At 63.6% G+C, this 23,935-nt stretch carries 13 protein-coding genes; all 13 read right to left on the reverse strand.

Annotated features, from left to right (window positions below):
• Positions 1-164: 164 nt before the first annotated feature.
• The 13 genes from RMO95_RS14190 to RMO95_RS14250 all read right to left on the reverse strand — a co-directional run bounded on the left by RMO95_RS14190 (position 165) and on the right by RMO95_RS14250 (position 23,925).
• A complete protein-coding gene (locus tag RMO95_RS14190; RefSeq protein WP_310451293.1) occupies positions 165-5,810 on the reverse strand; it encodes a VCBS domain-containing protein in 5,646 nt (1,881 codons plus the stop codon).
• A gap of 123 nt (positions 5,811-5,933) precedes the next feature.
• Positions 5,934-6,614, reverse strand: a complete 681-nt coding sequence (locus tag RMO95_RS14195; RefSeq protein ID WP_310451294.1) for a hypothetical protein — start codon at positions 6,612-6,614, stop codon at positions 5,934-5,936.
• 310 nt (positions 6,615-6,924) lie between these two features.
• Positions 6,925-11,847, reverse strand: coding sequence for a hypothetical protein (locus tag RMO95_RS14200; protein WP_310451295.1), 4,923 nt, complete (start codon positions 11,845-11,847; stop codon positions 6,925-6,927).
• Position 11,848: 1 nt separating this feature from the next.
• Positions 11,849-12,679 (reverse strand): hypothetical protein, encoded by an 831-nt coding sequence (locus RMO95_RS14205; RefSeq protein ID WP_310451296.1) that lies wholly within the window; start codon positions 12,677-12,679, stop codon positions 11,849-11,851.
• 146 nt (positions 12,680-12,825) lie between these two features.
• Entirely contained in the window at positions 12,826-13,557 is a 732-nt protein-coding gene (locus RMO95_RS14210) for a transposase (protein WP_310451297.1), read from the reverse strand.
• A 329-nt stretch (positions 13,558-13,886) separates the two neighbouring features.
• Positions 13,887-14,579, reverse strand: a complete 693-nt coding sequence (locus tag RMO95_RS14215; protein ID WP_310451298.1) for a hypothetical protein — start codon at positions 14,577-14,579, stop codon at positions 13,887-13,889.
• Positions 14,580-14,916: 337 nt separating this feature from the next.
• The gene (locus tag RMO95_RS14220; protein WP_310451299.1) at positions 14,917-15,381 is read right to left on the reverse strand and encodes a hypothetical protein; all 465 of its coding nucleotides are present in this window, start codon (positions 15,379-15,381) and stop codon (positions 14,917-14,919) included.
• 51 nt (positions 15,382-15,432) lie between these two features.
• Positions 15,433-15,672: a hypothetical protein gene (locus tag RMO95_RS14225; protein ID WP_310451300.1), complete on the reverse strand. Its 240-nt coding sequence runs from the start codon at positions 15,670-15,672 to the stop codon at positions 15,433-15,435.
• Positions 15,669-17,861 (reverse strand): peptidase domain-containing ABC transporter, encoded by a 2,193-nt coding sequence (locus tag RMO95_RS14230; RefSeq protein ID WP_310451301.1) that lies wholly within the window; start codon positions 17,859-17,861, stop codon positions 15,669-15,671. Before RMO95_RS14230 ends, RMO95_RS14225 begins: the two co-directional genes overlap by 4 nt.
• 416 nt (positions 17,862-18,277) lie before the next feature.
• Positions 18,278-19,942, reverse strand: a complete 1,665-nt coding sequence (locus RMO95_RS14235) for an acyl-CoA synthetase (protein WP_310451302.1) — start codon at positions 19,940-19,942, stop codon at positions 18,278-18,280.
• A gap of 181 nt (positions 19,943-20,123) precedes the next feature.
• Positions 20,124-21,365 (reverse strand): glycolate oxidase subunit GlcF, encoded by a 1,242-nt coding sequence (gene glcF / locus RMO95_RS14240; RefSeq protein WP_310451303.1) that lies wholly within the window; start codon positions 21,363-21,365, stop codon positions 20,124-20,126.
• Entirely contained in the window at positions 21,365-22,423 is a 1,059-nt protein-coding gene (glcE, locus tag RMO95_RS14245; RefSeq protein ID WP_310451304.1) for a glycolate oxidase subunit GlcE, read from the reverse strand. The genes glcF and glcE overlap by 1 nt, the downstream gene beginning before the upstream one ends.
• Positions 22,423-23,925 (reverse strand): FAD-linked oxidase C-terminal domain-containing protein, encoded by a 1,503-nt coding sequence (locus RMO95_RS14250; RefSeq protein WP_310451305.1) that lies wholly within the window; start codon positions 23,923-23,925, stop codon positions 22,423-22,425. The genes glcE and RMO95_RS14250 overlap by 1 nt, the downstream gene beginning before the upstream one ends.
• Between the last annotated feature and the right edge of the window lie 10 nt (positions 23,926-23,935).

A 23,935-nucleotide genomic window follows, 5' to 3' on the forward strand; every position in this document is an offset into this window, starting at 1 on the left:
TTCGGCGCCGACTCCTGCAGGCGCAGCAGGGGCGGTGCGAACTCGAGGTGGTCGGCCTCGGTCCTGGCGAGAACCTTGTTCAGTAGCTTCATGTCACGGCGATTCCCTGTTCCGGGCCCGCAGCCCCAGGCCGGGGCGGCCTGGGGCACGAGTCCCACATTGCGCTAAGCGATCTTCTGCACGCCCTCGGCGAGGCCTTTGAAACCCTTGAGGTCGGCGCCTGCCAACAGGCCGATCGTGTCGGTGCCCATCGTCTGGTTCGAGCCGACGATACTGCCGTTGGCCGCGAGCAAGCCGCGTAGATCGGCGCCCTGGACCTTATCCAGCCAGTCCGGCATGCCGTCGGCCGAGTCGCGCGCCAGCGCCTGCTCCACCGCCAGCCAGCGGGCAAAGACCGCCACGGAATCGCCGCTCTTCCCGGTTGGCTGATTGCTGCTGTCAGTCCGGTCCAGATAGGCCCATGCCGTATCGCCCAGCCAAGCCGTTTCCACTGCCTTGCCGCGGACGGCGGGCTCGGCTGCGGCGCGCGGGCCGCTCGCCGCCTCATCCGGCGCCGCGTCAAGAGTTGGCGCTGGCGACACGGCAGCCGGATCGCCGCCGCTGCCTGCTGCGGCGGATAGCGCATCCGTCTCGCCCGCGGCCTGCTTGATCTGACCCGGCGCTGCAGCGTGGGCAGCGTCCGAATTGCCATGGCTTGCCGCCGGTCCTTGCGCCTCGATGACCGGCGTCGCGATCTGAACCTGGGTCAGGACGATGTCGGCACGGCTGGGCGGGCGGTAGCCGTTGCCGCCCTGCGCGCCGGGATTGCCTGGCCCGGTGCCGGCGCCGTCGTTGAAGCTGGCATCGTGGCCCGGCGGCGGCGCATCGACGCCGTTGCCGACGCCTTCGTTGCCCTGGCTGCCGCCACCGCCGCCACCACCCCCACCCCCACCGCCCGTACCCGCAGCAAAACTCAACGTAAAGACGTCGGCCGCGCTCTCCCCCAAACGATCGGTCGCTGCGACGCGAATGTCGATGCTGCCGCTCGCCGATTTCGGCACCCGGCCGGAGAAAGTCTGCGTCGCGGCATCGAAGGCCAGCCAGCTCGGCAGCGCCGTGCCATCGGCCAGCGTCGCGCCATAGCCCAGCATGTCGCCGGCATCGATGTCGGTAAAGCTGCCGGCCGGCAGCGTCCAGCTCCAACTGGTATTGGCCGCCACGCTCTGGTCGGCCAGTGCGCTGGCGATGATAGGCGCATCGTTGCGACCGATGATGCTGATCGCCAGCTTGCCGCCCACCTGCACGATGCCGTCGCTCACCGCTTGCGTGAAGTTCTCCGTCACGCTCTGTCCGGCGGCCAGGCTTTGCACCGCCGTCGTGGCATTGGCCAGGTCGTAGCGCCAGGCGCCGTCGGCGGCGAGGTTCAGCGTACCGTAGGCGCCGACTTGGGCGCCGGGATCGGCAATCGTCAGCACGGTGCCGGCATCGATGTCGCTGTCGTTGGCCAGCAGGTTGCCGGCAATTGGCGCCGCATCTTCGCTGGTTGCGGCACTGTCGGCACCGAGCAGCGGCACGTCGTTGGCGCCCAGCACGCTGATGTCGATGCTCGATGCGGCGGTGGCTGCACCATTGGGATCGTCGTCGGTGACGATGTAGGCGAAGCGCTCCAACAGGCTCTGCCCGGCGGCCAGGCTCTGCACCGCGGTCGACCCGTTGTCCAGCACATAGCTCCAGCCGCCGCCGCTGCCCAACGACAGCGTGCCGGCGCTACCGGTCCGGATGCCGGAATCGATGACGCGCAGGGCGCGGCCTTCGGGGTCGCTGTCGTTGGCCAGCGCGTTGCCGGTGATCTCGGTGATGGCGTCCTCGACCGCCGTGCCGCTATCGGCATTGGCCAGCGGCGCCTGGTTCTGCGGCATCGCGGCTTCAACGCCGGCATGGTCGAGCAGCGTGCCATCGGCCAGGCTCAGGCTGGCAAACGTGCTGCCCGCGGCAAACCAGTCCTTCACCGTCAGGCGGTCCGTGCTGTTCTTGACGGCGACCAGCAAGTCGCCGCCCTGGCGGCTGAAGACCACGGCGTCGAGCGTTAGGCCCGCGCCCAGCGCGATGGCGTTCTGCCCGAGCGCATCGCTGGCGGTGTCCTCGCCATCGCCCATCTGGAACAGGTAAGTGTCGTCGCCCTCGCCGCCTTGCAGGACATCCGTGCCCGTCCCGCCGGCGAGCAAGTCGTTGCCGGCATCTCCGATCAGCGTGTCGTCACCCGCTTCACCCAGCAGCACGTCATCGCCGTTGCCGCCGAAGACGACATCGTTGCCGTCCCCCGCATACACCACGTCGGCGCCGTCGCCGGCTTGCACCGTGTCGTTGCCGGCGCGCGCCGTGACCACGTCGTCACCGGCCAGCGCATCGATGGTCTCGGCCAGCGCCGTGCCCGAAAGCACGTCGGCTTCCGGCGTGCCGGTAGGCTGAATGCCCAGCGCATCGATCAGTTGGCCCTGGCTCATCACCGCGCCGTCGGCAAACTGGAAGTAGTCGATGCCGCCGGCGGCATAGGGATTATCGGGATCGAAATTGTCGAGGTGGATCTCGCCGCCATCGGGCAGCGTCAGCAGCAGCGAGCCGACACCCAGCCTGATCTGGCCCCAGGTAAGGTCGTTGAACACCAGCCAGTCGGTGCCGGCCGAATCGACAAAGCGGTCGCGACCGTCGCCCCGGGTATAGAAATACACGTCGTCGCCGTCGCCGCCATCGATCACGTCGTCGCCCAGGCCGCCGATCAGGTAGTCGTTGCCGGCGCCACCCAACAGCTTGTCGTTGCCGGCTTCGCCGAACAGCGTGTCGGCATCAGCGCCGCCGTCGAGCTGGTCGTCGCCCGCACCGCCTTGCAACTGATCGCTTCCCGTGCCGCCGGCGATCTGGTCGTTGCCCAGGCCACCGGCAACGATGTCGTTGTCGGCCCCGGCGTCGATCACGTCGTCGCCGCCCTGGCCATCGATGAAGTCGTTGCCGGCTTCGCCATGGATTGTGTCGGCGCTGCCCGAGCCGTCGGTGCCGCCGTTGTCGCCGGCGATCTGGTCGTTGCCGTCGCCACCGTGGAGTTCGTCGCTACCGCCCAGGCCCAGCAGGATGTCGTCGCCGGCCTCACCATCGAGATAATCGTTGCCGTCACCGACGCCGTTGCCGGCATCGCCTTGCAGGAAGTCGGCGCCTACCCCCCCAAAAAGCTGGTCGGCGCCTTCGCCGCCGACCAGCACATCGTTGCCGTCTTCGCCGTCGAGGTAGTCGTCGCCTTCGTTGCCGTAGAGCTGGTCGGCGCCAACGCCGCCGAACACTTGGTCGCTGCCACCCTGCCCAAACACGGTGTCGTCGCCGTCCTCGCCATCCAGATAGTCGTCGCCATGGGCGGACAGTGGCAGGCTGCTGGTGTCACCGACGATCATGTCGTTGCCGCTGCCGCCGAACAGGTCGTCGTTGCCCGCCTCGCCGAACAGCACGTCGGCGTCGTTGCCGCCATCGACATAATCGTTGCCGAAACCGGCAAAGACCCAGTCGACTCCAGCGCCGGCGTAGATAGCGTCGGCGCCGCCTTCCGTCGCCAGATCGTAATAGGTCTGGGTGTAGGCGCGGAAATAGGTGGTGTTGGTCACGGTGCGCGTCACAGTCCAGTCGGGAAGGATGTTGCTCGCTTCGACATCGCCTTCAATCGTGTCATCACCCGCTCCGGCAACGAGGATGTCGTCACCGCGACCGCCAAACAGCACGTCGTTGCCGATGCCGCCAATCGCCAGATCATCACCGGTACCACCAGTGAGGGCTTCGCCTTGCAGGCCGCTCGACGTAGCATTCTCGGCGGCCAGGGCATCGGTCACGGTCACGATGCCATCGGCGTACAGTTTATCGTTGCCATCACGCTCGACCAGCACGTCGCGGCCGAAGCCGCCTTCGACGAGGTCATTGCCGGCGCCACCAAGCAGCCAGTCGTCGCCTTCGCCTCCGTAGAGGATGTCGTCGCCGCCGCGCCAACTGTTGATAAAGTCGTTCCCGCCGAAGCCCTGGATGATGTCGTTGCCGGCGCTGTCGTTGAACGAATCTGCCCGACCTGGCGCGGGCTTAGTCGAGTCGAGGATGATGTTGCCCAAGTCGTCAATCTGGATCTGGATGCCGTCTTGGGTGACGTCGAAGTCCAGCGGCTGGTAGTCGCCGGTGAAAGTGCGGGAGGTGCCGGGGGCGGCAGTTTCTTCGAAGAGCTGGAGGCCGAAACTGCCGTCGAGCATATCTGCGCTGGTCTGGTTCTGGAAGGTGATCGTGTCCCCATCTGCGAGCGTCAGCACGCCGGGGGAATGAAACTCGATCGTCTTGCCAGAGTTGTCGACAAACTTGTATTGGCCGGTGCTGGCATCTTTGACGACCAGGCCGGCGATAAGTTCGCCGTCGTAAATGAGCCGGTTGGCGCCATCGTCGATGATGATGTCCGCGCCATCGCCGCTGTTGAAGACGTAGAGGTCGTTACCGGCGCCACCGGTCAGGGTGTCGCTATCCTTGCCACCGATTAGGATGTCATTGCCGTCGCCAGCGCCGAGGGTGTCTGCTTGCGTGCTGCCGACCATGAGATCGCTTTTGCCATCGACAGCCGCGGCGACATTCATGGCGCCGGCGGTGGGCAGGGTGTAGCGTTCGGCTTTTGGTTCGCTGTCATATTTGAGACCGGCGAAATCTGAATATTGCCCAAGTTCGAAGAGCACCGTTTTCAACGCCGCCTTGTAATCGTTCGGTCGGCCAGGATCGGGCGTGAACTGGATGCCGCCGGTCACCGTCTTGATCAGGTTGTCGAACGGAGTGTTGGTGACGCCGGTATGATTTTCCCCTTCGTCATAGTAGAGGGCAATGGCAAGCTGGTACAGGGCGGTCTTGAGTTTTGAATCAGCGCTGGTCGCGCCGCTGGCGACCGGATCGAGTGCGCCGGTGAACTTGGCGATGCCCTCAGCCAATGCATCCAGCGCCTGGTTGCCCGCAGCTTGCTGCTGGATCATCAGATTAAGGAAGTTGTGCTCGGCGAGTTTTTGATCGCCGCTGAACTTGGATTGGAATATCTGTTGCAGGAGCTCCGGATTTGCCTTGCTGGCTTGACGGAATTTCTCCGACTGAATGATGGCCGTCAGCAACGCCATTGAGTGAAGGTCGACTGCACCGACGCTGCTACCGGCGTCTTTCTCAACTATGGTTCCGGCGATTCCGGATGCAACGCTGCCAATCAATGCGCCGGCTGCTGCTCCCGCCGGTCCGCCCAAAACAGCACCGATCGCGGCGGCATAGATCGGGTTTCCAAGGTACTGGAGCGCTTCGCCCTTCACGAAAGTTTGAGTAACAAGCCCTTTTCTGAGGTCGAGACTTGTACCGGCATCGAAGGCGGAAAACTCGGACGGCAACACATAGTTCAGTCCCGTGAGCCTGGATTTAAGTCCATTGACGACACCCGACGTGCTCGCCGATTGCGCGAAAGGTGCTTGATCGAAGGTATGAGCTTCCCGACCGAAATAGACCGCCATTAGCGCAGCGAGACCACCACCGAGCGAGTGGCCGGTGAAACTGATATTGGCTTGGCTGTTTGTCTGGAGTACATCGAGATAAAACCTCGCGGCGTCGACTACCTGCTCGCCAAGCGATAACCCCGTTGCACCTGGTAGATTGCCCTTGGTCCAATCCAATGGCGCCATGCCATCTTCGGAAGTCGTGCCGCCGTAGGCTATGACGATCTCGCCCGATGTGCTCTTGTAGGCGCGGGCGAGGAAGCCGGTGGCGTTGTTGACGCCAGAATTTGCCGGAACAGCCATGACCGTCCATCCGGTTGGAAGGGGGATTTCATTGTTGAGGTGCACTACTGCTTGTGATGCTGAATAGGCATTGGCGGCAAACAGGGCGTAGTCGATTGGGTTTGGCATCTCAGTGTCCTCAGGTTATTGTTGGCATGAATTGCTGCCGTCATTGATGAAAGTCTCGGGCGCGACTTCCGGGCTTGGATTGACACGATCACACTTGTCGCAGGAGTTGCGCTTGTAGCTGTAGCTTTCGTTAAACCGTTTCCAGCCAATACGTCTTTGTTCGTGGCGCATGCTCTGATCTCTGTCCTTCAGCTTGTTTGCCAATGACAGAAAACCCCTCACATCGTCTTCCTCGTGCGCGGATTGGGAGTCCCAAAGTAAGTTCCACTCGGATGCGACTGGAAACTCCTCATGCCGGATCCGTTTCCACTGTCCGCCTTCCCACAAAAAGTAGTGTGCTCCTGTTGCCGGAAATCCGTGAAGGCGGCACTCCTCGCAACCGGCAATAGGCACATGCATATAAGCCTTGCCATCGACGATATCGAAGATATCTGGCCGGTAGCCGCCAACCGACTTCCAACGGAGGTTCATCGGCGCATAACATATCTCGTGAGACTTGTAGAGGCCACGGCGATTGGCTGGGAATCCCGCGTGCTTTGCAATTTCCGTCTTCCGTTGAACCTGAATGATTCGCCCATCGGAGAGCTTCACTTCCTCGGTCCAATGAAGATCGTTGCCGCCAGCCCCGAGACCAGCACAACCGGCGATCAACAGACTCGCGAAAAGCCTATAGAAAACTTTTAGTAGCGTTCTCATGCGACGATCCTCCGGCCGGCATCGTTGCTTGCCCGCAGCCCACGCGCGCCGTCCCGCAAGCGCCGATTCTTGCAGCCACTCGCTCTTGATCTTCGTTCGATACCATGTGTCATTCGCATCCCCTTACCCAAGCACCCGCTTGCGGATGTGCTTCGCTCGTGCTGCGTTCCCTCTGGGGTGGCACCTGCGTCAGGGCCGTAATTATTGCGTTCGTCATTGCGACGAATCGTTGAATCCATGTCACGACCATACTTGCTGCCGGCATTACCGTCAATCTGGACGAAAGATATAGAACCATGGTAATAGCCCGTCAGGCGGCCATCCGCCAGGCATAGGCATTGGCGGCATGATCGAGCAGCGTGCCGTCGCCCAGGCTCAGGCTGGCAAACGTGCTGCCCGCGGCAAACCAGTCCTTCACCGTCAGGCGGTCCGTGCTGTTCTTGACGGCGACCAGCAAGTCGCCGCCCTGGCGGCTGAAGACCACGGCGTCGAGCGTTAGGCCCGCGCCCAGCGCGATGGCGTTCTGCCCGAGCGCATCGCTGGCGGTGTCCTCGCCATCGCCCATCTGGAACAGGTAAGTGTCGTCGCCCTCGCCGCCTTGCAGGACATCCGTGCCCGTCCCGCCGGCGAGCAAGTCGTTGCCGGCATCTCCGATCAGCGTGTCGTCACCCGCTTCACCCAGCAGCACGTCATCGCCGTTGCCGCCGAAGACGACATCGTTGCCGTCCCCCGCATACACCACGTCGGCGCCGTCGCCGGCTTGCACCGTGTCGTTGCCGGCGCGCGCCGTGACCACGTCGTCACCGGCCAGCGCATCGATGGTCTCGGCCAGCGCCGTGCCCGAAAGCACGTCGGCTTCCGGCGTGCCGGTAGGCTGAATGCCCAGCGCATCGATCAGTTGGCCCTGGCTCATCACCGCGCCGTCGGCAAACTGGAAGTAGTCGATGCCGCCGGCGGCATAGGGATTATCGGGATCGAAATTGTCGAGGTGGATCTCGCCGCCATCGGGCAGCGTCAGCAGCAGCGAGCCGACACCCAGCCTGATCTGGCCCCAGGTAAGGTCGTTGAACACCAGCCAGTCGGTGCCGGCCGAATCGACAAAGCGGTCGCGACCGTCGCCCCGGGTATAGAAATACACGTCGTCGCCGTCGCCGCCATCGATCACGTCGTCGCCCAGGCCGCCGATCAGGTAGTCGTTGCCGGCGCCACCCAACAGCTTGTCGTTGCCGGCTTCGCCGAACAGCGTGTCGGCATCAGCGCCGCCGTCGAGCTGGTCGTCGCCCGCACCGCCTTGCAACTGATCGCTTCCCGTGCCGCCGGCGATCTGGTCGTTGCCCAGGCCACCGGCAACGATGTCGTTGTCGGCCCCGGCGTCGATCACGTCGTCGCCGCCCTGGCCATCGATGAAGTCGTTGCCGGCTTCGCCATGGATTGTGTCGGCGCTGCCCGAGCCGTCGGTGCCGCCGTTGTCGCCGGCGATCTGGTCGTTGCCGTCGCCACCGTGGAGTTCGTCGCTACCGCCCAGGCCCAGCAGGATGTCGTCGCCGGCCTCACCATCGAGATAATCGTTGCCGTCACCGACGCCGTTGCCGGCATCGCCTTGCAGGAAGTCGGCGCCTACCCCCCCAAAAAGCTGGTCGGCGCCTTCGCCGCCGACCAGCACGTCGTTGCCGTCTTCGCCGTCGAGGTAGTCGCCGCCGTCCTGGCCGTAGAGCTTGTCGGCGCCGATGCCGCCGAACAACCGGTCCTTGCCGCCTTCGCCGAACAAGCTGTCGTCACCGTCTTCGCCGTCGAGGTAGTCGTCGCCATGGGCCGAAATCGGCAGGCTGGCGTTGTCGCCCATGATCAGATCGGCCCCCGCACCGCCGAAGAGATCGTCGTTGCCGGCTTCGCCCCAGATCAGGTCGGCGTCGTTGCCACCGTCGACGTAGTCGTTGCCGTTACCGGCCCGCACCCAGTCTGCGCCAGCCCCGGCGTAAATGGCATCGGCACCGCCGTCGACCGGCCAGGACATGCTGAACTGGTTGTAGGTACTGAAATAGCTGTTCGTGCCCACCGTGCGCGTGACGCTCCAGTCGGGCTGGATGTTGCCGGCCATGGCGTCGCCTTCGATGTTGTCGTCACCCGCGCCGGCGATCAGGATGTCGTCGCCGGTGCCGCCCAGCAGCGCGTCATTGCCGGCGCCGCCGATGGCAAGGTCGTCGCCGAATCCGCCGGACAGCGCTTCGCCTTGCAGGCCGCTCCCGGCGGCATTCTCGGCATCCAATGCGGCGGCCACGGTGACGATACCTTCGGCGTAGAGCTTGTCGTTGCCGGCACCTTCGATGAGAACGTCGCGGTCGGCACCGCCGATGACGAGATCGTTGCCGTCTGCGCCGATCATCCAGTCGTCACCGTCGCCGCCTTCGATGCGATCGTCGCCGCCGTAGAAGCTGGCGATGCTGTCGTTGCCGCCCAGGCCCTGGATCACCTCGCTGGCATATACACCTTCGAAAATGTTGTCACTCAGCGTGTCGGCTTGATCCGTTCCGGCGAGGGCACGGGTGGTGGCAGGGCCGCTAGCTTCCTCATAAAGCTGAAAACCAAAGCTGCCATCCAGCATTTCGCCACTGGTCTGATTCTGGAATGTAAGCGTGGTTCCACTTGCCAGCGTAAGCACGCCGGGCGAATGAAATTCGATCTTGTTGCCCGATGCATCAAGGAATTCGTACACTCCCGTGCTCGCGTTCTTGACCACCAGACCTGAAATGGTCCTGCCGTCATAAAGAACTCGATTGTTGCCGGTGTCGACAATGGTATCGGCGCCATCGCCGGTGTTGAAGATATACAGATCGTCTCCGGCGCCGCCTTCCAGCACATCTGCACCGGCGCCACCAAACAGGGTGTCGTGACCTTCGCCACCCTTGAGATTGTCTGTTCCCGCGTTGCCCTCTAGGTAGTCGTCGCCGGCCTGCCCGTCCAGCACATCGTCGCCGGCGCCGCCGAACAAGTGGTCCACCACTCCTCTGCCCGCAAAGGCATCGTTCCGCTCGTCACCAAAATAAAAGTGTCGTGTCGCGTTGGACACCACGCCCTGAGCGATCTTGTAGTCACTGGCGGCATCCAGGAAAAGCACGTCATCGTTCTGATAGGCGTTTGGCGTGCTGTTGTACTGATAGGAAGGATCGAGCGGATTGATGTTATTTTCGTTGAACCAGTTCTTGCGCATAAGGAAATCGGCGCGGTCGGCGAGCCATTTGTCGGTGATGGCAAAGGTCTGCGGTTTCGTCCGATCGGCGAGGGTTTCCTTGTCCTTTTTCCAGGCGACGTAGGCCGGGTGTTGGCTCCACGAACTGTCCGCTGCGCTTTGCAACAGACCGTCCGGCCCCGAGAGAACGAAGGGGCTCAAACTGTAAAGGGCAGCGAAGGCCTCAAAGTCCTTGCGGGCAGCGCTGGCGAGATTGTCTGTGGAAGGCTTCAGGGTCAACTTGCCGGCGAGAACCTTCTTGTAGGCATCGCTTGCCGTGATCGCATCCAGGGTTGCGTAAAGCTTGTCGCGGCCGGAGTAGGAAGCACTTAGATCTTCCGTGGTCCTCCACCAGGTATCACCATCCGGGCTGCCATTGAGACGGTCGGTCTTGACCTGCGGTCCGAGCACCACGTCGGCCAGAGCATTGACGACATTCTCCAGGACGTCGCCTTGTGCCGTTCCTTGCGTCCCCGAGTTGGATTCCGCCTTGCGCCAGGAGGCCTCTTTCAGAAGGGTGTTGAGCGTTCCCGCCGCGTTGCCGCGTTGTGTCAACGGCACCAGGTTGAGCAGGGTATTCTGGACATTCAGCGAATCGACGATCAACACCAGGCTGTGGGTATCGCCGAAGTCGTTCTTCGAATAGTTCGGCACCAGCAGTTTGATCGCGGCGCTGGCGAACGATGCCTGCAGAACCTCGGAAATCGCATCGCCGCGATACAGCGGTTGGTCTTCGATGAAGAGCTGGAATTCCTGACCGTAGCGGTATTGCGAATGCGCGACCATGAACAGTTGCTTTTCCGCGTCGATCTCGGTGCCCGTCAGGTCCCACTGGTTGCCCAGCCCGAGTGGGGCGCCGCCGCCCATGATGGGCTTGCCCATCGTCGCCTTCAGCCCATCCAACAGACTCAGGGGCTGGGTGTTGAATTGCTTGGCGGTGGCGAGCACGGCCAGTTGGTAATCCAGCGATTCGGCGGCGATGGCAAGCTTTTGCGGCCCCGTGGCGGGCGAATACAGGTCGCCGATGAGGGCGGGGTTGGCCAGGCCTCCGCTACTGCCCGACGCAAGCGTCGGCGCGCGATGGGCTTCGTTATGCACGTCGAGCGCACGATCCATGGCCCGCCAGAGCAGATCGTAATCCGCCAGATTGTCGCCCGTCCGCGGCTCACCGACGGCGGAGGACGGCATGTTGTTGATGATGTCGACGAGTCCGGCGTAGGGCACGCCGTAGGTATCGGCCAGAGCGTTCTTGAGATCGCGGTAGGCGGTGCGGCCTTCGGCGGTCTGGAACAGCGAGGCCAGACCGTCGGTACTTTCGCCATCGGCACGCAGCTTGGCAAAGTGCTTGATCATGGCCGGCAGTAGCGTGCGCGTGCTGAACAGGCTGCCGTCGCCGATCTTGCCTACCCCGGCGCCGTTGAAGTTGATGACTTGCTTCACCAGCGGCTGGCCGTTCTCCAGCGGTTCCTGGCCGTGGATCAGATTGAAGGCCGTGGCCAGATGCCCGCCCAGGCTGTAGCCGGTGACGGACAGGGGGCCGGTGATCTTGCCGGCGCCCTTGAGTTCGCCGTACCACTTTTCCATATCGGCGAGCTGGCCAAAGGCCCAACCTTTGTCGGCGATCTCCAGCTTGTTGGTCGCTTCGTTGTCGCGCGCGGCGTCGTCGATGAATTCGGTGGAGCGGAAGGACAGGACGAGTTCGTCTTTCGTGATTCCGTTGGCCGGGTCGTCCTTGATGGCCTTGAGCAGTGTCCCGGAGAAACCAGTAGTAGTGTTGGAGACGTGCTCGACCACCGTCCATTGGGCGGCGAACTTGGTGGCTTCGGTGCCGATGAATTTGCTGGCGTGGAGGTTACCGTCGGTGAGGTAGCGATCAAGGATCGTACCGTTGTATTTCGCTCCAGGAGTTAGCTGTATTCCCTTGGTAGCGTCGGAGTTGTAGAGTGCCTCCGCCGCCATCTGCAGGTTAGCGAACTTGAGGTAGTCGGTAATTGTGGGTGCGGGCATCTCATTTCTCCTTGGTGGGAATCAGAACTGTGTCGACAAACTGACGGGTAACACTAACGAGATCACCTGACGTCGGCGGGCATTTGTAAGCGGTGAGCCACGGACTGGGATTTCCAGAACTGGGTCCAAGACTCCATGCGTAGCGGGTCAACTCGCCCAACACTTCCTTGGTCTGGAGGTCGAGCACCTTGACGGTGCTGCTAGCAATACCCAGCGCGCGGTCTTCGGTGATGACGTGATCCTCGAAGGTGACGCCGTAGCGCGGAATGGGGCCAGTGGCCGGGGCTTTATCGAGATTGAAGCGAATGTAACTTTTTGAGTAAGAGCTATCGGTCTTCCATGGCTCGTCGTAGCGGCCGGTGTAGCGATAACGTTGGCCGTCCTTCTCGTCGATAACTTCGACCCAGCGGTAGCCGGGGCGGCCACCGGGGCGACGGTCGGTATTGATGTAGCCGCGATTGTTCGGTGTTATCGGATCGTTGCTACCAGCCGGATTCGAGGCGTACTCGTACCCGAGAAAGGTTGTGACGTATTCATGCCCCGAAGTTTCCCGCGCAAACGCCGCTCCTGGCCACATGCGGTCGGCCAGTTGCCGGTCACCGCGCTCAGGCCGCACCTTCATCAGCAACAGTCCTTCGACGTCCTCCACTCTGCGATAAATCTTCTCGCCGGCGACGGTGCGGCATTTTTCTTCCCAAAGTGCCTTGCGGGCCAGCGCGCGATTGACCGCCGCCTCGCCGGCATTCGGGTCGGCCGGACGGGTCTGGCAGGCGGCCAGCGCGGCCAGCAGAAAGATGCCGGCCCAGCGCGAGATCGTGTGGTTGCGCTTCATGCGGCGTGCTTCCACGGGATGTCGTTGGCGACGCTCGCGGTCGGACCGCCGTCTCGCCAGCGCCAACTTTTACATGACCCAACCAGGCGCCGCGTTTGCTCAACCAAAGGAACCAGCTTCACAATCTTTTTCATCGTCATTCCTCCCTAAAACCCGAATCCCGTCTGCTCTTCCAATGCGTCCGCCGCCTTTGTCTTTCCTGGCGGACGCCCTCTTCCGGGCATTGCACGACGCATACCCAACCTGGCGCAGATGCGCTCGGCAAACCGGTCGTCACCCAGCGGCTGGCTTTGTGCCAACGCCAGTCGAATATCAGTAATCGCGTCGTCATCAAGTTCCGATCTAAACAGTGCGCGGTAGCTGTTACGCCGCTGGTCCGCATCGCGGCCGAGGTCCTGGAACAAGGGATGGGGCGTGAGTCGTTCGTCGGCTTGGCCGAGGCCGTTATGCCGGTAACTCGACCAGCGATACTGGCCGGGGTCGGCAACCATGGCGGCTCGCACCGGGTTGAGCTTGATGTAGCGCATGCAGGCAAACAGGTAGGTCTCGGCTTGCACGATGCTGGATTTGTAGCGCCCTTCCCACAGGCTGCCGCTGCGCTTGTAGGCACGATTGACGTACTGCACGTAGCGCCGGCCGAGGGACTGCATCAGCTTGGCCGGGCCGTCGCTGCGCTGCGGGGTGACCAGCAGGTGCACGTGGTTGGTCATGAGGACGTAAGCATGTATGGGGCAGCCCCAATCGGCAGCCGACTTCTGCAGCCAATGGAGGTAGCAGTGATAGTCCTCCTCGGCAAAGAAGCACGGCTCTCGATTAATGCCTCGCTGAACGAGGTGCATCGGGAGTCCGGCGAGATGGATGCGGGGGCGACGTGGCATGGCTGTTCAGCTTGGAATTAATGCGAAGCTGACCCCGTTAGTTTCGCAATCGGCAGCCGACTTCTGCAGCCAATGGAGGTAGCTGTGATAGTCCTCCTCGACAAAGAAGCACGGCTCTCGATTGATGCCTCGCTGAACGAGGTGCATCGGTAGTCCGGCGAGATGGATGCGTGGGCGGCGTGGCATGGCTGTTCAGTTTGGAATTAATGCGAAGCTGACCCTTTTAGTTGTTCGATGAAACATCGCCGAGGCGAACGGCATATGCGTTCGTGGAAAGCAGTGCACATTCAAGTTGAGTAGCCATGGTTTACTCCTTTAGTTGGAATGATCTATTGGCACGATGATGCGGAATCGTCAATCAGTACTTCGAGAACGCTCTTGTCACTTCCATAATTTATGTTTCGTATTCCTTTGCATGCTTCGCAACGGCCTTTTTGCGAATAGCTTTCGCTCACTCGCTTCCAGCCGAAGCGCTTTTGTTCGTAACTCAGGCTGTCGTCCTGCCATTTGCCGGTGGTCTTGTCCGCAATCGAGATCATTCCATTCGGACCATTTTTCGAGGGGCCTCGCATCACTTGCATCATCAGGTTCCACTCCGAGGCAGCAGGAAACTCATCGTGCGTGATCCGCTTCCACTGTCCTTGGTCCCAGACGAAATAGACGGCATTGGTGCTCGGATAGCCATAACGTTCGCAGGAAAAGCAGTCCGAGATGGGAACGTGCATATAGGCCTTGCCATCGACGATGTCGAAGATGTCGGGCTTGTAACCAGGCTTCGATTTCCAGTGGATGCCCATCGGCGGGTAGCAAATTTCATGGAAACGCGGTGAGCCACGCTCCTCCAAGCGCCCCATTGGCGCACCAATTTCAACGTGGCGCTGAATCTGGATCACCTTGCCGTCGGAGAGTTTCACTTCCTCGGTCCACCGGACGTGTTCGCTTCCCCCGACGCCACTCCCTGCGCAGCCGGCTATCGACAAACACACACACACCACGCACAGAGTCCTGATCAGTTTTCTCATGCGACACGCTCCCATAAGCCTGCGTCGCCAGTGCCAAGGGGGCCAGAGACATTTCGCTTCTTGTTTCGCATCTTCTTTTCCTCCATTCGCAGAATCTAAATCCTTGTTGTTCAGTTCGCGCCGGTAGCGATGGCGGTTCTCTGCGGGGTACCCGTCCTCGCTTGCCGGTGTTGCGTCGAATACCCAGCCCCGAAGACCATAGGGGTCGGCATCGCATTCCTTTTCATACGTCTCTCCTCAAAATCCAAATCCAGTTTTTTCTTCCATCCCGTCCACTTCGATCGTCTAATCGCCGTTCCGCCATCGCCAACTTTGTCGAGAACCAATTGAATCAACACTAGCGACCGCCCTGCGGCCGGAGCATGTCTTCGAATCCCAGTAGCCGGCTGATTTCGAAACAGATCACGCCGAAGACGCCGGCACCAGATGCCATACCGAACCACAGCGCGACGACAAACGCGGCGATGCCGTTTGGCCCCTTGGTGCCAAAGATCGCCTGCGCCAACTGGCCGCTGAAGGCCATTCCAAATGCGGCCAGCGTTCCCACCAGCATCAGGCCGATGCCTAACTTGCGCAGCGCTGCATGCCATCGGGTCGGTATGAATGCATCCAGCGTCGTCGGGTGCCGAATGACGAGCTGGATGCGGTAGCCGTACATAAGGAGCAGCGGGATCTGGAAAATTCCTACCCACCCCATGGCCAGTCCAACCCAGCTCGATGCCGCGAGAAAACTCGGCAGAACAGCGCCGATCAAGGCCAGGCAATACAGCCATTTCAGTTTTCGATCTGCTTTGGTGCGCATGCGTGTTTTCCTTTGCTCAGGGTTACTTGATCTTGGTCGGACAGGCCAGCTTCACGTCCCGCCCACCATATCGAGCAGCTCATCGACGGCAAACCGCCCGCCGTCGGCGAACTCGACAAATTCAGGGTCGGCGCCCATGGCGCCATAGATCGCCAGCAGGGTCTGGCCGGCATAGAGCAACAGGTATTGGCCGTCGTCGCTGCGACTGACTGCGAGATCGCCGGGAACCATCCGAATGGAATATGTCAGCTCTTTGTCTTGTTCGGCGTCCTTGCTGTCCGCTTCGCTCATTCCGTCGCCTCCCTGGTTGTCGATCCGGGTCCGCCTTCGCTCACCACGCCCATCCGCGCGCCGTGCTCGCCGAGCGAAATCACCTCGTCGACATGCAGTCCTCTTGGAATCTGGTGGGTGATGAAAATCATGGTCACCGTGCCCTTCAGCGTATTGATGGTTCGCGCGAAGTGTTCCGCGGTGTGCTGGTCGAGGTTGGATACGGCCTCGTCGAAAATCAGGATGCGCGGCTGCTTCAAGAGTGCGCGGGCGATCGCGATGCGCTGGCGCTGGCCGCCGGAGAGGCCGACGCCGCGCTCGCCGATTTCGGTCCGGTAGCCGTCGGGCAGCGTGTCGATCAGATCGTGGATCTCGGCGGCCTTGCAGGCTTTGATCACGTCGTCGAAGCTGGCATGGGGCTGGGCCATGGCCAGGTTGTCGTAGAGCGTGCCGGCGAACAGCACGGTCTCCTGCGGCACCACGCCGAAGGTCCGGCGAAGCTCGTTGGCGGCGAGATGGCGGATGTCCCTGCCGTCGAGGCGGATCTGCCCTTCCTGCGGCAGGTAGAAGCCCAGGAGCAAGCGGGCCAACGTGCTCTTGCCGCAGCCGGAAGGACCCATCAGCACGGTGAGCCGGCCGGGCTTGAAGGCGAGATTCAGGTTGCGATAGAGCCAGGGATGCTGCTCGCCGTAACGGAAGCCGAGGTCGGCCAGTTCGATCAGGCCGCTGCCGCCGGTATTCTCCCGGGCCGGGATCAGGGTGTGGGGTTCCTGCGGCATGTCGAGGATGTCGCCCAGACGCTTGACGGCGATGTTGGCCTGCTGGAATTCCTGCCACAGGCCGACCAGGCGCAGCATGGGCTGGCTCATGCGGCTGGCGAACATCTGGAAGGCGACCAGCATGCCGATGGTGAAGCCTTCGTTTCTCATCACCAGCAGCGCGCCGACGATCAGGATGGACAATGTCATGATCTGTTCGACGCCGTTTGCGACGACGTTGTAGCTGTTGCCAACCTGCTTGGTGGAAAAGCCGGCGGCGAGATAGCCGGCCAGCAGATCGCCATACTTGCGGTCGACGTCGGGTTCCATCTGCAAGGATTTCACCGTGTCCATGCCGGCGATGTACTCGGTGAGGAAGGCCTGGTTGCGCGCGCCGAGCATGAACTGCCGGTTCAGGCGCTCGCGGAACACCGGTACCATCAAGAGGCTCATCGCCGCGATGAGCCCCAAGAGGCCGAGCACGATCAGCGAGAGCTGCCACGAGTACCAGAACATCACGGCGAGGAAGATGAACAGGAAGGGCAGGTCGAGCATCAGCGTGACGGCGGCGCCGGAGACGAACTCGCGGATGGTCTCCACCCCTTGCAGGCGGGCGACCAGGGTGCCGGTGGGGCGGCGCTCGAAGTAGGGTGCGGGCAGGTGCAACAGGTGGCGGAACACCTGGCTGCCCAGCACGGCGTCGATGCGGTTGCCGGTGTGCAGCACGAGGTACTGGCGCAACCATGTCATCGTGCTGGTGAAGAGCATGAACATCACCAGGGCGGCGCCGAGCACGACGAGGGTGTTCTGCGTCTGATGCACGACCACCTTGTCGATGATGACCTGGGTAAATAGCGGCGTCGCCAGGCCGACGAGTTGGATCACCAGCGAGGCGAGCAGGATGTCGCGCCAGATGCGCCGGTGCTTGAGCAGTTCAGGCACGAACCAGCGGAAGCCGAAGGGCTGCTTCTCGGACTTATCCCACCGGGGGATACCGTCCCTTTGGGACATAAAGCCGGGGACATCCTCATCCTTGCCCTCACCCGCAGACGATTCCTTGGCGACGAGGACAAGATCCGGTCCGAGTCTGACGGCCGCGTCTTCGACGCTGAGCGTTTCCGGAGCCTGGCCACCCGGCAGGAAATAGAGCAGGGTTGCGCCGTCGCTCTTGAGGATCAGGATGGGCGTGGCGGTAGTTGAATCCTCCGTGGTGTTGTCTGCGGCGTGGAGGAAAGCGATGGCCGGCAGCGGCAGCTTGCGCCAATCGAGTCCAGCAAACTTGCGCGAACCTGTCTTGAGGCCCAGAGCCCTGGCGGCGTGGTGGAACGACGCCAGGGTGTGCGGCGGTGGGAATTGCTGCGCAACCAGCGCGGCATCAAAGGGGATGCGATGGAGATTGCAGAGACTGCCAAGCAGCCAGAGCATCTGCTCACCCAGCAGTGACCGATCCAAGATTACCCATCTCCCCGACAGTTACCAATGCCGCGGATCGACGCCGCTGGCCGCTTAGCGCATGTCCGCCTTGTTTAGCCCGGCGGCATTGCGTCTTGTTAGCGACATGCCGCCCCTGAATGGGAAGGCCATGAAGATGGTATGGAGATTAGCGGGATTTGAATGGGAATGTAACTGACAGAAATAGCAGGTAGCCAATGGCTGGCCGGAAACCACCCATCCCCAGCAACGGCAGTGGTTTCCGCGGCATTTTTGCTGCAAAGCAGTGCCTCGAAGGGGAAAGATGCGACGGACGACCCCGCTTCAGTCTTCCCGTATGGCCGGCAACAGTCGCGCAGCGGCTTCTCCGATCACCGACAGCTTTTGCGGATCAGTAGCCGCCCTGCCGGTAGCCCCCAGCTACTGTCGCCGCGTGCCTACCGCCCGCGCAGCAACCGCCGCTGCACCTTGCCGGTGGTGGTCATCGGCAGGGCGTCGATGAACTCGATGATCTTGGGATATTCGTAGGGCGCCAGGTATTGGCGCACGTGCTGCTGCAGCGAGGCTTCGAGTTCGGCCGAGGGTTTTTCGCCGGTGGCGAGCACGATGAAGGCCTTGACCACGGTACCGCGCGTCTCGTCGGGCACACCGATCACGGCGGCATTGGCCACCGCGGCGTGCTTGACCAGGCAGTTCTCGATCTCGCCCGGGCCGATGCGGTAGCCGGCGCTCTTGAACATATCGTCGCTGCGGCCCTGGTACCAGAGCACGCCGTCCTCGTCCTGCTTGGCCAGGTCGCCGGTGCGGCCCCAGGCCTGCGGGTCGTCGATGCCGCCGCCGAAGAATTTTTCCGCGGTGGCCTGCGGGTTGTCCCAGTAGCCGAGCATGAACACCGGGTCCATCTCGCCGTTGCAGTTGCGCTGGACGCAGACTTCGCCGAGTTCGCCGAGCGCCGCCGGATTGCCTTCATCGTCGAGCACGGCGAGCTGGTGCCCCGGATAGCCGCGGCCCATGGCGCCGGGCTTGGGCGGCGTCACCGCGGCGCAATTGCCGACGATGTAGTTGATCTCGGTCTGGCCGTACATTTCGTTGACCGTCACGCCCAGCGCCTGCTGCGCCCAGCCGCAGACCGCCTCGCCGACGGTCTCGCCGGCGCTCATGATGCTGCGCAGGACCAGGTCGTATTTTTCCTGCGGCTGCGGCACGGCCTTCATCATCATTTTCAGCGCCGTGGGAAAGAGGAAGGCATTGCGTATGCCGTACTTTTCCATGAGCCAGAAGGCCTTCTCCGGATCGAAGCGGCCGCGGTAGCCCAAGAGCGGCTGACCGAAATTCCAGCTCGGCAAGAGTGCGTCGAACAGGCCGCCGGTCCACGCCCAGTCGGCCGGCGACCAGAACATGTCGCCGCGCTGCGGATAGAAATCGTGCGAGCAGACGAAGCCCGAGAGGTTGCCGATCAGGCTGCGCTGGGCGATCAGCGCGCCCTTGGGATTGCCGGTGGTGCCGCTGGTGTAGATGATCATCGCCGCATCGTCGGCCGCCGTGTCGCGCGGCGTGTAGCGCGACGAAGCCAGCGGCAGCAGCGTGCTCCATTCGCGCACCCAGAATTCGCGCGCGCCGCCGACGCCGATCACGTGCTTCAGCTCGGGCAGCTTGTCGCGCACGGCGCCGAGCTTTTCCAGGCCGCCCTCGTCGATGATGGCCACGCGCACGCCGGCATGCGCGAGGCGGAATTCGAGCGCGTCGGCGCCGAACAGGTGCGAGACCGGCACGGCGATGGCGCCCATCTGGTAGCAGGCCATGTGCGCGATGCCGGTTTCGGGCCGCTGCGGCAGGATGATGGCGACGCGGTCGCCGGCCATCACGCCCATCGCGCCGAGCACGTTGCACAGGCGGTTGGCGGCCTGCTGCACGTCCCAGAAGCTCCAGGCGGAGGTCATGCCCGCTTCGTCCTCGTAATACAAGGCGAAGCGCGTGCGATCCCCGGCCCAGCGGCCGCAACAGGCCTGGGCGATGTTGTAGCGCGCCGGCACGTTCCAGCGAAAGGAAGCGCGCAGGGTCTGCCAGTCGCGCGCCTTGCTGTCGAGCCCGATGCCGCTCATGGGAACACCTTCCCCCCTGCCCCACGGCTGGCTTTGCACAGCCAGCCGGCTTCGTCAGCGCGGAGCAGTACTCCGCGAAACCCTGCCTTCGCCCCAAGGAAGGGGGTGACAGTGGTTCGCGGGCGACGCCCGCTCCGAGTGGTTGGCCGCGACATCCTTGGGGCGGCCCGACTGATGTCGCTCATGACGACAAACGCGCGTCGAGCAATTCGATCCAGTGCCTGACCGGCAGCGTCGTGGCGCCCTGCAGATGCCCCATGCAGCCGACATTGGCGCTGGCGATCGCGGCCGGGCCGCCGGCCGTCAGCGCGGCGATCTTGTTGGCCTGCAGGCGCTTCGAAAGTTCCGCTTGCAGCACCGAGTAGGTGCCCGCGGAGCCGCAGCACAGGTGCGAATCGGCCACCGCGGTCAGCGTGTAGCCGGCCGCCGTCAGCAAGGACTCGACGGTGCCGCGGATCTTCAGCCCGTGCTGCAGGCTGCAGGGATTCTGGAAGGCCAGCAGGCGTTCGCTCTCGGCCAGGGGGCGGCAGGCCTGCAACAGCGGCGTCAGCGTGGCGACTTCGGCCGCGACGACCTCGCTGACGTCGCGCGTGGCCAGCACCACGCGCGCCGCCTTGACCGCGTAATCGGGATCGTCCTGCAGCAGATGAGCATATTCGAGCACATGCGAGCCGCAACCCGAGGCGGTCATTACCAGGCCTTCGGCGCCGGCTTCGAGCAGCGGCCACCAGGCGTCGATGTTGCGCCGGGCATCGTCGCGCGCGCCTTCGGCTTCGTTCAGATGCAGACGCACGGCGCCGCAGCAGCCGGCGCCTTGCGCTTCGACCATCTGGATGCCGAGACGGTCGAGCACGCGCCGCGCCGCGCCATTGACGTTGGGATACATCGAGGGCTGCACGCAGCCGGCCAGCGCGATGAATTGCCGCGCATGGCTGCGCCGCGGCGTCGGGCCGGCCGCGGACAGCGGCGGCACCTTGGCGCGTAGCGCGCCCGGCAGCAGCATGCGCACCGACTGGCCGAGCTTCATCGCGGCGCCGAACACGGTTGCGCGCGGCAGCAGGGTCTTCAGCGCGCCGCGCATGAAGGCGTCGCTGCCCGTGCGCGGCACCATGCGCTCGACCACTTCGCGGCCGATGTCGAGCAGGCGCGAGTAGTGCACGCCCGAGGGGCAGGTGGTTTCGCAGGAGCGACAGGAGAGGCAGCGATCCAGATGCAGGCGGGTCTTGGCGGTCGGCGTGGCGCCTTCCAGCACCTGCTTGATCAGGTAGATGCGCCCGCGCGGACCGTCGAGCTCGTCGCCCAGCAACTGATAGGTCGGGCAGGTCGCGGTACAAAAGCCGCAATGCACGCAGCGCCGCAGGATCTCCTCGGCTTCGCGACCGGCGGTGGTATGACGTATGAAATCGGCGAGATGGGTTTCCATCAGAATTCCATGTAGAGACGGCCGGGATTGAACACGCCGAAAGGATCGAAGCTCTGCTTGAGCCGGCGATGCACTTCCATCAGCGCCGGTTGCAGCGGCGTGAACACCCCGCCTGTCCGCTGTTCCCCGTGGCCGCCGCGGAACAGCGTCGCGTGTCCGCCGGCCCGGGCGGCGATTTCGCGCAGTTGCGCGGCATCGGCGTCGGCCCGCAGCCAGCGCTGCGCCCCGCCCCACTCCAGCAGTTGCTCGCCGGGCAGTTCCAGCGGCAGGGCGACCGACGGCACGGACAATCGCCATAGCGGGGCGTCACCGGCGAAAAACTCGGCACTCTGCTCGCGCAGCCCCTGCCAGAAATCGGCCGCCGCCGTTGCCGCGAGCGGCTCGCCACCGAGCTTCCGGCAGGCCGAGGCGACCGCCGCCTGCGCGCCGGACAAATGCAGCGTAAGCGCGCCGTCCTGCCAACTGCCTGCCGCCAGCGGCAACGGCTGGCCGGCCCAGCGATTCATCGCATCCAGGGCCTGCGCCTGCGGCATATCGAAACGCAGGGTGGCGTCGCCCACCGGCAGCGGCATCACCTTCAGCGACACTTCGAGGATCAGGCCCAGGGTGCCGAGGCTGCCGGTCATCAGGCGCGAGACGTCGAAGCCCGCCACGTTCTTGATCACCTCGCCGCCGAACTTGAGCACGCGGCCCTCGCCATCCATGATCTTCACGCCGAGAACGAAGTCGCGCAGGCTGCCGGCCATCGCCCGACGCGGGCCGGAAAGCCCGGCGGCGACGGCGCCGCCGACGGTCGCGCCACCGAAGCCGGGCGGCTCGCAGGCGAGAAACTGGCGCCGTGCCGCCAGCGTCGACTCCAGTTCGGCCAGCGGCGTGCCGCAGCGCGCGGTGACTACCAGTTCGGTCGGCTCGTAGCTGACGATGCCGCTGTAGGCGCCGGTCTCCAGCACTTCGCCGGCCAGCGGCCCGCCATAGAAGTCCTTGCTGCCGCCGCCCCTGAGGCGCAGCGGCTTGCGTTCGAGGATGCGCGAGCGAAATTCTTCGACGAGTCCCTCCATCACAGGCGCTCCAGTTCCGGGAATGGAATGTCGTTGCCGTGCACATGCATGCGCCCGGACTCGGCGCAGCGATACAGCGTGGGGATGGCCTTCTCGGGATTGAGCAGGCCTTCCGGATCGAAGGCGCGCTTGACGGCGTGGAAGGCGCGGATTTCGTCGGCGCAGAACTGGTCGCACATGGAATTGATCTTCTCGTAACCGACGCCGTGTTCGCCGGTGATGGTGCCGCCGAGCTGCACCGACAGGCGCAGGATTTCGGCGCCGAAGGCTTCGGTGCGCTCCAGTTCGCCCGGCACGTTGGCGTCGTACAGAATCAGCGGATGCATGTTGCCGTCGCCGGCATGGAACACGTTGATGCAGCGCAGGCCGTATTTCTTCTCCATGCCGTAGATTGCCATCAGCATTTCGCCGAGGCGCTTGCGCGGGATGGTGCCGTCCATGCAGTAGTAATCGGGCGAAATGCGGCCGGCGGCGGGGAAGGCCGCCTTGCGCCCGGCCCAGAACAGCAGGCGCTCGGCTTCCGACTGCGAGACGCGGATTTTGGTGGCGCCGCTGGCTTCGAGCACGGCCTGCATGCGGCCGATTTCCTCGGCCACTTCCTCGGCCGTGCCGTCGGATTCGCAAAGCAGGATCGCCGCCGCCGTCAGGTCGTAGCCGGCCTTGACGTAGGGCTCGACCGCGGCGGTGGCCGGCTTGTCCATCATTTCCAGACCGGCGGGAATGATGCCGGCGGCTATCACGGCGGCCACGGCGTCGCCTGCCGTCATCACGTCGCCGAAGCTGGCGATGATGACCTGGGCATGGTCCGGCTTGGGCACCAGCTTGACCGTGACTTCGGTGACGACCGCCAACAGGCCCTCGGAGCCTATGGTCAGCGCCAGCAGGTCGTAGCCCGGTGCATCGAGGGCATGGTTGCCGAACTCGACGATCTCGCCGGTGATCAGCACGGCGCGCACGCGCAGCACGTTGTGCAGCGTCAGGCCGTATTTGAGGCAATGCACGCCGCCGGAATTCTCGGCGACATTGCCGCCGATCGAACAGGCGATCTGCGAACTGGGGTCCGGTGCGTAGTAGAGGCCCAGCGGCGCGGCCGCCTCGGAGATCGCCAGGTTGCGCACGCCGGGCTGCACCACGGCGACACGCGCCACCGGGTCGACGTGGAGGATTTTCTTCATCTTGGCCAGGGACAGCACCACACCCTGCGGATGCGGCAGCGCGCCTGCCGACAGCCCGGTACCGGCGCCGCGCGGCACCAGCGGCGCCCCGGCGGCGCGGCAGGCCTTGATCACCGCGATCACCTGCGCCTCGGTTTGCGGCAGGGCAACGGCCATCGGCATCTGGCGATAGGCCGACAGGCCGTCGCATTCGTAGGGCTTCACATCCTCGTTCACCTGCAGCAGCGAATCCGCCGGCAGCAGGCGCGCAAGCTCGGCCAGCAGTGCCGGGTAATTGGTGTCGGCAAAGTCCTGCGCGCTATCGGCAGAGTGTTCGCGTCGAGTCATGGCAGACCTT

Source organism: Sulfuritalea sp. (genome assembly GCF_031426875.1).
Lineage (GTDB): Bacteria > Pseudomonadota > Gammaproteobacteria > Burkholderiales > Rhodocyclaceae > Sulfuritalea.

What these genes read in the sequence shown, in the direction of transcription:
- RMO95_RS14205 (WP_310451296.1), bottom strand. Translation starts at nt 12,679, where the DNA reads ATGAAGCGCAACCACACGATCTCGCGCTGGGCCGGCATCTTTCTGCTG.
- RMO95_RS14225 (WP_310451300.1), bottom strand. Translation starts at nt 15,672, where the DNA reads ATGAGCGAAGCGGACAGCAAGGACGCCGAACAAGACAAAGAGCTGACA.
- RMO95_RS14250 (WP_310451305.1), bottom strand. Translation starts at nt 23,925, where the DNA reads ATGACTCGACGCGAACACTCTGCCGATAGCGCGCAGGACTTTGCCGAC.
- glcF (WP_310451303.1), bottom strand. Translation starts at nt 21,365, where the DNA reads ATGGAAACCCATCTCGCCGATTTCATACGTCATACCACCGCCGGTCGC.
- RMO95_RS14195 (WP_310451294.1), bottom strand. Translation starts at nt 6,614, where the DNA reads ATGAGAACGCTACTAAAAGTTTTCTATAGGCTTTTCGCGAGTCTGTTG.
- RMO95_RS14220 (WP_310451299.1), bottom strand. Translation starts at nt 15,381, where the DNA reads ATGCGCACCAAAGCAGATCGAAAACTGAAATGGCTGTATTGCCTGGCC.
- RMO95_RS14210 (WP_310451297.1), bottom strand. Translation starts at nt 13,557, where the DNA reads ATGCCACGTCGCCCCCGCATCCATCTCGCCGGACTCCCGATGCACCTC.
- RMO95_RS14215 (WP_310451298.1), bottom strand. Translation starts at nt 14,579, where the DNA reads ATGAGAAAACTGATCAGGACTCTGTGCGTGGTGTGTGTGTGTTTGTCG.
- RMO95_RS14200 (WP_310451295.1), bottom strand. Translation starts at nt 11,847, where the DNA reads ATGCCCGCACCCACAATTACCGACTACCTCAAGTTCGCTAACCTGCAG.
- RMO95_RS14190 (WP_310451293.1), bottom strand. Translation starts at nt 5,810, where the DNA reads ATGGCTGTTCCGGCAAATTCTGGCGTCAACAACGCCACCGGCTTCCTC.
- glcE (WP_310451304.1), bottom strand. Translation starts at nt 22,423, where the DNA reads ATGGAGGGACTCGTCGAAGAATTTCGCTCGCGCATCCTCGAACGCAAG.
- RMO95_RS14235 (WP_310451302.1), bottom strand. Translation starts at nt 19,942, where the DNA reads ATGAGCGGCATCGGGCTCGACAGCAAGGCGCGCGACTGGCAGACCCTG.